This is a genomic window from Rhizobium sp. RSm-3 (genome assembly GCF_001854685.1).
Classification (GTDB): domain Bacteria; phylum Pseudomonadota; class Alphaproteobacteria; order Rhizobiales; family Rhizobiaceae; genus Rhizobium; species Rhizobium ecuadorense.
In genome coordinates, this window is sequence record NZ_MAWZ01000019.1 from 58,185 (window position 1) to 68,156 (window position 9,972).

The following is a 9,972-nucleotide window of genomic DNA, read 5'->3' on the forward strand; positions in this document are numbered from 1 at the left end:
GCGCGGCCTGACTCTCGCGTCAGCTGGGAGGGAGTTAGTTATTAACAGGGCCCTTGTCGCCGGGCTTGCCGGGCAGCTGCTCGGGGAACAGCTCGTATTTGCCCTGCTTGTCGGCAGCCACCCACAGGCGTTCGCGGATCACCGAATCTTCAGCCCAGTTGAACATGAAGATCGGGGTGCCCTGCGGCACGTTCGAGAAGCGCTTGTTGATGATCAGCGCGCCTGGATATTCGGTCAGGCCCACGGTGTTGACGTGCTCGGTCGAGATCTTCTGATACTGCTTCATCAGATTGACGCGGTCGTCATTGCTCTGGCTCGTGGTGAACTTGTTGACGATGTCGACGAGTTCATTTTCGAAGGGCATCAGATCGAGTTTGTCGTCCTTGCCAGCGCGGTGTTGCCAGCTGGTGCGCGGGCCGACCGGGGCAAGCTGTTCGGTATTTTGCACCACCGATGACAGTTCCGTCGTGTTGCGCTGGATCAGCCAGTCGAAGCGGCCGGCATAATGCGCGTCGTCACGCTTGGCGCCGTCGAGCGCATTGAGGACGATCTTCAGCCCGAGCTTCTCCATCTGGCCGACGACACCTTCGGCAAGGCTCTTGTCGGTCGTGTACTGATTGTTGATCAGCATGACGATTTCGACATTCTTGCCGCCGGCCGTGCCGGCCGGGAAGTTCACGATGCCGTCGCCATCGGTATCCTTGAGCCCTGCCTTGGCGAGTTCCGCCTTGGCGCCCTTGAGATCGAAGGGATAGTAGACGGTGGAGTTGCGGTCGTAGAAGCTGGTGCCGGAGGAAAGCCCGCCCGCATAGATCGCGGTGAACGGTCCCTTGACCAGCGAGTCGCCGATCGCCTTGCGGTCGAGCGCCATGGTGACGGCCTTGCGGAAGTCCTCATTGCGGTTCAGCTCGCGGATCGCCTGGCCGCGCTCGTCCGGGCTGCCCCAGCCGTTGGCGGAAAAGTTCATGCGCAGGTTATAGCCGATGAGGCGCGGCCCGAAAGCCAGCCGGGCGGGCGCGGTCTTCTCGGCCGCGCGCTTCAGCGAGGCGACGAAGTTTTCCGGCTGTTCCAGGTTGGAAATATCGGCGGAGCCGGCCACCGCCTGCACGTCGCGATCGGCCCAGGTGGAGAGCTTGTAGTGCAGCTCGTTGAGATAAGGCAGCTGATTGCCCTTCTCGTCGACCTTCCAGTAATAGGGGTTGCGGCGGAGCACGATGATATCGTCGGAACGATATTCCACCGGCACCCAGGCGCCCATGACCGGCATGTTCATGAACTCCGGCGGGAAGGCGTTCTTGAACTGGTCGTAGGTGTTCTTCGAATATTTCGGATGCTGCGGTTTCAGGATATGCGACGGACCCGGGCAGAAGTTCGGGTAGGACATCGTGTAAAGATATTGCTTCGGGAAGGCCTCCTTGAAGGTCCATTCGACGGTGTAGTCGTCGATCTTCTTCAGCGTCGTGCCGACGCCGAAAGCCTCAGGCGAGGCGCCGCCGCCGAGCGGCGAGACGTTCGGATCGACGACTTCGTCATCCCAGTAGAACATGATGTCGTCGGCGTTGAACGGCGCGCCGTCAGACCATTTGGCGCCTTCGACCAGGTGCATGGTCAGCTTGTGGCCGTCGGCGGACCAATCCCAGCTCTTGGCCAGGTTCGGCAGCGGCTCGGTGTCCTGGGCTTTTACCTGGAAGAGCGGCGCGGTGCGCGTCAGGCATTCGGACAGGCCGATGTCGATGCCGCCCCAGCCCTGCGTCTGGCCGGCGCCGTAGTTCCAGCCCTCCGGCCGACCGCCGATGACGTGGCGCATCGTATCGCCATAGACGCCGACGCCGTCGGGCATGTTGCCGGTCTTGAAGACCAGTGGCTCCTTCGGCAGGCGGTCTTTCACCGCCGGCAGCTTGCCGGTGGCGACGAAATTCTTCGTGACCCAGTCGGGCTCGTGATATTCGGGCAGCGCCTTGAACTCCAGGATGGAGTCGCGCGCGACATAATTGATCTTGCCTTCGGCCGGGAAATCCGCCGGCGCCGGCGGAACGGTGGCCTCGGAGGCATATGCATTCAGCGCCAGGACCGAGACGCCGAGCGCCAGTCCGGCCAGAATGCTTGCGTTGCGGAAATTCATGATCGTTTCTCCCTTTTGTTCCGGAGCGCGGGTCACGCGGCTCTCTTCTCCTCGAACGATATGAAGGCCGGCCCGGTGTCATGGACCTCCCTCCCGGAAACCCATGACGACCAGCCTTCACGAAATGTCAGACGGCCTGTTTCAGCGCCGCCTTTTCCGCGCGCAGCTCTTCGATCGAGCGGACGTTGCGGCGTGCGGCACCCGCCCAATCGCGGGTCTGCACCTTGGATTTCGACAGCCGCTCCTTGGCGGCCGGCACGGCATCGGCATATTGCGGCAGCCAGCGCGCCTGGGCAACGACCATCTCGTCGACCATCTGCCAGACCTCCTCGGGCGTCGAGACGGCGCCGACCAGCGGATCGTGCAGCACGGCGAGCTTCAGAAGGTCGATGTCGCCTGTGACCGCCGCATGCACCGACATGCGCTGGACATTGATCGAGGCGATGCAGGTGGCGGCGCAGGCTTCCGGCAGGGTGACGCCGGAGACCATGTTGATGCCGAAGCGGTCGACGAAACCCGGTGATTCGATGATCGCATCGGCCGGCAGGTTGGTGATGACGCCGTTATTCTTGACGTTGAAATGGCCGCGATAGACCCGGTTCGTCTCCAGCCCCTCGAGAATATGGCTGGCATGTTCGTTCGAACGCTTGGCCGGGTCGATCGGCTTCGAAGCGGATTCCAGGAATTGCGGGAATTCCGTCTCGAACCAGTTGCGGGTCTCGGTGGAATGGCGGAGATAGCCGCCGGTCTCGCCGTGGATCCAGTCGGACATGTCGATCCAGCGGGTGATTTCCTCCGGCCGCTTGCGGTACCAGGGCAGGTATTCCGACAGATGGCCGTTGCTCTCGGTGGAATAGACGCCGAACCGCTTCAGCACGTCGATGCGCAGTTTTTCCTGCTGCGAAAAGACCGGATGCGCCTCGAAGGCGGCAATCAGCTCGTCCTTGCCGATCTTGCGGCCGTTGAGGCGCAGATCGATGAACCAGGTCTGGTGGTTGATGCCGGAACAGACATAGTCGAGCTCACCCAGCGACTTGGCGCCGAGCACCTCGGCGATCTGTTCGGCGCCGTGCTGGACACCGTGGCAGAGGCCGACGGTATCGACCTTGCCGTATTCGATCGCCGCCCAGGTGTTCATCGCCATCGGGTTGGCATAGTTGAGGAATTTTGCGCCGGGTTCGGCGACCTCTCTGATATCCTTGCAGAAGTCGAGAATCACCGGGATGTTGCGCTGGCCGTAGAGAATGCCGCCGGCGCAGATCGTATCGCCGACGCATTGATCGATGCCGTATTTCAGCGGGATCCGGATATCGTCGGCATAGGCTTCGAGCCCGCCGACCCGGACGCAGCTGATGATGTAACGGGCGCCGGAAAGCGCCTGGCGCCGGTCGGTCGTCGCCGTCACCTTGGTCGGCAGCCCGTTCGCCTCGACGATCCGGTCGAGGATCGCCTTGATCATCTCCAGATTATGCTCGCTGAGATCGGTCAGCGCGAATTCGACGTCGCGAAACTCCGGAACGCACAGAATATCGGTGAACAGCTTCTTGGTGAAGCCAACGCTGCCCGCACCGATGATAGCGATTTTGAAACTCATGATCTTCACCTCGGCCCATTCGAATGCTACAGAAAAGAACTGATATGGAGGATCGGCCCGCATGCCGGAACATGTGGTTGAAAAAGCCGAAAAACTGCCTGTTTTCCTCCCGGCCGCTCGATCGGCCGTGGTCTCTTCCCTGTTTGTCGAGCGGGATTATGCCCGAATTCAGCGGGGCGACCAGAGAAGGATTATGCTTTCAGGGGTAATTTTGTGCTGCAGAATTTGATTGCCAACGGACAGTCGATGAGGACGGTTTCGCTGCCCCGCGGCCGGCAGCGTTTGCATGCCATGCCGACCAGTTCCGGCTATGAAGTGCGCGAGAACGAACCCTATGACTGGGATGGCCGCAGGCGCGGCCAGACGCCCTTCACCGTGCTGCAGCACACGATCAGCGGCACCGGCCGGCTGCGCTACCAGAACCGCAATTATCGGCTGCAGGGCGGCGACACGCTGCTGGTGCTCGTGCCGCACAATCATCGCTACTGGCTGGAGAAAGGCGACCGCTGGGAATATTTCTGGATTTCGATGAATGGCGAGGAAACGCTGCGCATCCACCAGCTGGTACTATCGACCGCCGGCCCGGTGCTGAAGCTGCAGCCCTCGACCATCGATCATCTCGCCGATTGCAGCCTGCGCCTCGTCACCGGCGCCACCTCGCCGGGCGCTGCCTCGGCGATTGCCTATGAGGCGGCGATGGCGCTCTACGACGACGTCTTCGGCTCGCCGGCCTTTGCCGCCGAGCTCAGTCCGATGCAGCCGGTGATCGACCATATCAATGCCAATCTGGAAAAACCGCTGCCGGTCAGCGACCTTGCCGGCATCGTCGGCCTCAGCCGCGCGCATTTCTCCCGCAGCTTCGCCGAGAGCGAGGGCATGCCGCCGGCCGAATTCGTGCTGCAGCAGCGGCTGCAGCGCGCCGTCAAGCTTCTGACCAAGGCGGACTTCCTGCCGGTCAAGGAAGTCGCCATCATGTGCGGCTTCGAAGATCCGAACTATTTCTCCAAGGTCTTCCGCCGGGTCTACGGCACCAACCCGACGGAATTCCGCACCACCGGCATGTATGCCAGCATCGGCAAGCTCAGATAGGACACAGTTCCTTCAGGCCCGCACCTCGAACACCATATTGAACGGGGTTTCGGTGGCGCGGCGGAAATGCGTGAAGCCGGCGTCGAGCGCCACCTTGCGCAGCTTCATCTCTCCCGCCTGGGCGCCGAGCCCGAGCCCCACTTCCTGCGAGAGCGATGCCGGGGTGCAGATCATCGTCGAGGCGCCGTAATAGACGCGGCCGACGGGGTTGAGATTGTCCTTGAGATGGTCATGGGCAAAGGGCTCGACGATCAGCCAGGTGCCGTTCGGCCCGAGCGTTTCCCTGACATGCTGGCCGGCGCCGACCGGATCGCCCATGTCGTGCAGGCAGTCGAACATCGCGACCATATCGTAACCGCGGCCGGGAAATTCCGCCGCCCGGCTCTGCTCGAAGGTCACACGGTCGCCAACACCTGCCTCTTTCGCAGCCGCCTTGGCCTTTTCGATCGACGGGCCGTGATAGTCGAAGCCGGTAAAGCGCGAGGCGGGATAGGCCTGCGCCATCAGGATGGTCGAGGCGCCATGGCCGCAGCCGACATCGGCGACTTTGGCGCCGGCCTTGAGCTTGTCTTCCATCCCGGCAAGGGCTGGAATCCATTCGGCGACGAGATGGCTGTTATAGCCCGGCCGAAAGAACCGCTCGGTTCCCCTGAACAGGCAGGTGCTGTGCTCATGCCAGCCGAGACCCTGGCCGGTGCGGAAGGCATCAGTGACCTTCGGCTCATCCATCCACATCGATTGCACGACTTCGAAGGCGCCGACGAAAAAGGCCGGGCTGTTTTCCTCGGCAAAGACCATCGCCTGCTCCGCCGTCAGGCTGAAACGATCGGTCTTTTCGTCATAGACGATATAGTCAGCCGCCGCCTGGGCGCTGAGCCATTCCCGAAGGTAACGCTCCTTCACCCCGGTCTTTTCCGAAAGCTGCTTTACGTTCATCGGCGTCCCGTCGGCCATCGCCTTGAAAATTCCCACCTTGTCGCCCAGCACGACCAAGGCGCCCGACATGGCGGCGCCGACATCGCCGACCAGCCGGCCGACCAGTGCATCGAGTTTCTGCATATCCGGCTCACGCATTGTTTCCTCCCGAGCGCGTGATTAAGGGCCTGCAAAATTAGGCTTTAATAATATTCCGTCAATCAACCTTCCCTTTCAGCGGCTGAAAGTGGAGTATTGAGGGTCGAATGAATGCGGGGTGGAGTAACATTCGGGGTAGCTGTCAGGCACAACCGGAGCGCTGTGCAGGCGGGTTTGCCAACCCCTCCCCAACCCCTCCCCACAAGGGGGAGGGGCTAAGCCGCGGCATCCGCCTGCAAAAAACATCAGCCTTTCTGCAGATGAAACGTTGAAGTGAAAAGCGTCGGGAGCGGCATCGTAGCCCCTCCCCCTTGTGGGGAGGGGTTGGGGAGGGGTCTTGGTCAATCGCGGACCTGACAGCCGTGCTCGCCATCCGCGCTCTCATCACCGCTTGTGCAAGATTGCATCTTTTATATAATCCGTCCCACGACACTTTCGACGCAAGGCTATCATGACGGACCTGTCTTCCGCCCAATGCCGCGCCGCGCGCGCCCTGCTGGCCTGGTCGCAGGACGATCTCTCCTCGGCCGCAAACGTCGCCAAGGCGACGATCGCCAATTTCGAGGCCGGCAAACGCTCGCCCTATGACCGAACCCTTCAGGATATGAAGCAGGCGCTCGAAGCAGGCGGCGTCGTTTTCATCCCGGAAAACGGTGGAGGGGCCGGTGTGCGCCTTGCCAAACGGACAAATTCGATCGACACCAACGAGACCGAAACGGTTCAATATGAAGAATATCTCGAAAACGACGCGCCGCCCGGCGCGGGTGGCTGAATGATGACGAAGAAGCAGAAGCTCGAACACTCGGAACTGGCCGGAGAATTCAGCGATGACGGGATCACCGTGCTCGTCGATATCTTCCGCACATCCGGCAGCAATGAAGACTGGACGATGGAAGTCGTCACCCAGGCCGAGGATCTGATCCGCTGGGACGAGCCCTTCGCCACCGACCGGGAAGCATTCGACGAATTCCTGGCCGTCGTCGCGCGCGACGGCCTGCGATCCTTTCTCGACGATGAAGAACCGTCCGTCCATTGAGGAATAGTCTTGAAAAGCATCAATGATCTCGTCGCCTCGGCGAAAACCGTCTGCGATCGATACCGGGCCGGGCGGATGGAGCGCGAGACCGTGCGCGAATGGGTTCTCGGCCTCGGCGCCTATCCAGGCCCGCATGGAGAGCGCGTGCGCGAAGCGGTGGAATGGTTCCGCCTTCACAATCGCGAGCCGGTTTCCGACGACATCGTGCTGGTGGATATCGACCGGCTGCAGGCGATTTCAGCGCCGTGATCCCGGTGCACCTGGCGAGCCCGGCTGGCGCAATCACGCCGGTCCTCGGCGGCGTAGGACCAATGGCGATCATCCGTCTGATGCATAATGCCCCCGTCGCAAGTCGAGGGCGGCTGGCAAAGTTTTAGTTCGTCCGATCAGTAGAAGGAACAGCACGTGGCAGCATTTCCGGAAAAGGCAAAGGTCGTCATCATCGGCCTCGGCGGTATCGTCGGCGCCTCCATCGCGCATCATCTCGTCGAGCGCGGATGGGACGACATCGTCGGCATCGACAAGTCGGGCATCCCGACCGATATCGGCTCGACAGCCCATGCCTCGGACTTCTGTTACACCACCAGCCACGACTACCTCTCGGTCTGGACGACGCAATATTCGATCGATTTCTACGAGAAGATGGGCCACTACGCCCGCATCGGCGGCCTCGAAGTGGCGCGCACCGGCGACGATGCCTGGATGGAAGAGATCAAGCGCAAGCTCTCCTCGGCCCGCGCTTTCGGCACGCGCGCCCATTATGTCAGCCCTTCCGAGATCAAGGAAAAGTTCCCGCTGATCGAGGAAGACCAGGTGATGGGCGGCCTTTACGATCCGGATGCCGGCCTCGTCATTCCGCGCTCGCAGACCGTTGCCGGCAAGCTGGTCGATGCCGCCGAAAAGGCCGGCAAGCTGCAGGTGTTCGGCAACACGCCGGCCAAGTCGCTGATCGTCGAAGGCGGCCGCATCAAGGGCGTCGTCACCCATCGCGGCACTATTATGGCCGACCACGTCATCGTCTGCGCCGGCCTCTGGGGCCGCCTGATCGCCGAAATGGTCGGCGAAGACCTGCCGGTCATGCCGGTCGACCACCCGCTCACCTTCTTCGGCCCCTATAACGAGTTCGAAGGCACCGGCAAGGAAATCGGCTTCCCGCTGCTGCGCGACCAGGGCAACTCCGCCTATATGCGCGATACCGGCGACCCGGCGACGACGGAAGGCGGCCAGATCGAGTGGGGCTATTACGAAGCCAACAATCCGCGCATGTGCCACCCGCGCGATATTCTCGAAAAACACGAAGCGCGCCTTTCGCCGTCCCAGCGCGACCTCGAGATGGAACAGATCATCGAGCCGCTCGAACGCGCCATGGAACTGACGCCGATCCTCGGCGAGCTCGGCTATAACGAAGGCCACTCCTTCAACGGCCTGCTGCAGGTTTCCGCCAGCGGCGGCGCATCCTGCGGCGAGAGCCAGAAGGTCAGGGGTCTCTGGTATTGCGTTGCCATCTGGGTCAAGGACGGCCCGGGCTACGGCAAGCTGATCGCCGACTGGATGACCGACGGCCGCACCGAAATCGATCACAACAGCATCGATTACGCCCGCTTCTATCCGCATCAGCTGACGGAAGAGTTCATCGAGGGCCGCTGCTACGAAGCCGCCCAGAAGATCTATTTCCCCGCCGTTCACACCCGCGAACCCTATGTATCCGGCCGCAACGCCAAGCGCTCGCCCTTCTATGAGCGCGAAAAGGAGCTGGGCGGCTACTTCATGGAACTCGGCGGCTGGGAGCGTGCGCACGGCTACGCCGCCAACGAGCACCTTCTGGAGAAATATGCCGACCGCGTGCCGGTGCGCGAGAACGAATGGGACAGCCGCCATTTCTGGCGCGTCTCGAATGCCGAGCATCTGGCGATGAGCGAGGATTGCGGCATCGTCAATCTCAGCCACTTCCACATGGTCGATATCGAGGGACCCGACCATGTCGAGCTGATGGAATGGCTGTGCGCCGCCAAGGTCGGCGGCGATGCAAACATCGGCAAGGGCGTTTACACCCACTTCCTCGACGATGAAGGCATGGTCCGCGCCGACTTCACCGTCTTCCGCATGGCCGACCGCTGCCGTCTCGTCAACGGCGCCGACGCCGGCCCGCGCGACCTGTACTATATGAAGCGCGTCGCCGAAGACCGCGGCCTCGACGTCACCATCACCGACGTCTCGGAGAAATTCGTGACGATCGGCATCTGGGGTCCGAACGCCCGCGACACGCTGAAAAAGGCCGTGGCCGATCCGGCCGGGCTCGATCAGGAAAACTTCGCCTTCGCGGCGATCAAGCCGATCGAAATCGCCGGCAAATCAGTCACCGCCTTCCGCATCTCCTATGTCGGCGAGCAGGGCTGGGAACTGCACATGAAGTACGAAGACGGCCTCGCCGTCTGGGATGCGTTGCGCGCCACCGGCGTGATGGCCTTCGGCGTCGAGACCTATGCAAACTCGCGCCGCATGGAAAAGAGCCTGCGCCTGCAGAACGCCGACCTCCTGACCCAGTACAATCTGATCGAAGCCGATCTCGCCCGTCCGAAGGTCAAGGAAGCCGATTTCCGCGGCAAGGCCAAGCATCTGGAATACAAGGCGCGTGAACACCAGCCGGCCATGCTCTGCACACTTGTGATGACGGAGAATACGGATAAATCGGGCGTGAAGCGTTATCCGCTCGGCAACCTGCCGGTCGTCGATCCCGCCACCGGCGAGGTCCTGGTCGACGAGCTCGGCCGCCGCTCCTACACGACCTCGATCGCCTACGGCCCCACGGTCGGCAAGAACATTGCGCTCGCCTACCTGCCCTGGTCGCACTGCCAGGTCGGTCGCAAGCTGAATGTCGAATACTTTGCCGAGACCTATCCGGTCGAGGTTGTCGGCGTCGGCTACAAACCGATCTACGACCCGGAAAATCTGAAGCCGCGCACCTAGAGCGGTTTGCGACTTGGTTGAATCGGGATTCCGCTTTTGTCGCAAATCAGATTTGATTGAATGAGCGATGGAGGCTTGTTCGATGGGTCG

At 61.8% G+C, this 9,972-nt stretch carries 8 protein-coding genes; 5 read left to right on the forward strand and 3 right to left on the reverse strand.

What is annotated here, in order from left to right:
* Positions 1 to 34 precede the first annotated feature (34 nt).
* Positions 35 to 2,125, reverse strand: coding sequence for an ABC transporter substrate-binding protein (locus tag BBJ66_RS17920; RefSeq protein ID WP_071088685.1), 2,091 nt, complete (start codon positions 2,123 to 2,125; stop codon positions 35 to 37).
* Positions 2,126 to 2,249: 124 nt separating this feature from the next.
* A complete protein-coding gene (locus BBJ66_RS17925; RefSeq protein ID WP_071088687.1) occupies positions 2,250 to 3,716 on the reverse strand; it encodes an alpha-glucosidase/alpha-galactosidase in 1,467 nt (488 codons plus the stop codon).
* A gap of 246 nt (positions 3,717 to 3,962) precedes the next feature.
* On the opposite strand from BBJ66_RS17925, the gene BBJ66_RS17930 reads away from it, so the two are divergent.
* Positions 3,963 to 4,805 carry an AraC family transcriptional regulator gene (locus tag BBJ66_RS17930; protein ID WP_071088688.1) on the forward strand — a complete coding sequence of 281 codons (843 nt, stop codon included), beginning with the start codon at positions 3,963 to 3,965 and terminating at the stop codon, positions 4,803 to 4,805.
* 12 nt (positions 4,806 to 4,817) lie between these two features.
* Here BBJ66_RS17930 and BBJ66_RS17935 read toward each other — a convergent pair whose 3' ends face one another.
* Positions 4,818 to 5,879, reverse strand: coding sequence for a class I SAM-dependent methyltransferase (locus BBJ66_RS17935; RefSeq protein ID WP_071088676.1), 1,062 nt, complete (start codon positions 5,877 to 5,879; stop codon positions 4,818 to 4,820).
* Positions 5,880 to 6,330: 451 nt separating this feature from the next.
* Between BBJ66_RS17935 and BBJ66_RS17940 the strand changes: the two genes are divergently transcribed.
* From BBJ66_RS17940 to BBJ66_RS17955, 4 genes are all read left to right on the forward strand, one after another.
* Positions 6,331 to 6,651 (forward strand): helix-turn-helix transcriptional regulator, encoded by a 321-nt coding sequence (locus BBJ66_RS17940; RefSeq protein WP_071088677.1) that lies wholly within the window; start codon positions 6,331 to 6,333, stop codon positions 6,649 to 6,651.
* A 3-nt stretch (positions 6,652 to 6,654) separates the two neighbouring features.
* Positions 6,655 to 6,915, forward strand: a complete 261-nt coding sequence (locus BBJ66_RS17945; protein WP_071088690.1) for a hypothetical protein — start codon at positions 6,655 to 6,657, stop codon at positions 6,913 to 6,915.
* A 9-nt stretch (positions 6,916 to 6,924) separates the two neighbouring features.
* Positions 6,925 to 7,164, forward strand: a complete 240-nt coding sequence (locus BBJ66_RS35005; RefSeq protein ID WP_071088678.1) for a hypothetical protein — start codon at positions 6,925 to 6,927, stop codon at positions 7,162 to 7,164.
* Between the two features lie 156 nt (positions 7,165 to 7,320).
* The gene (locus BBJ66_RS17955; protein WP_071088680.1) at positions 7,321 to 9,882 is read left to right on the forward strand and encodes a GcvT family protein; all 2,562 of its coding nucleotides are present in this window, start codon (positions 7,321 to 7,323) and stop codon (positions 9,880 to 9,882) included.
* Positions 9,883 to 9,972: the final 90 nt, after the last annotated feature.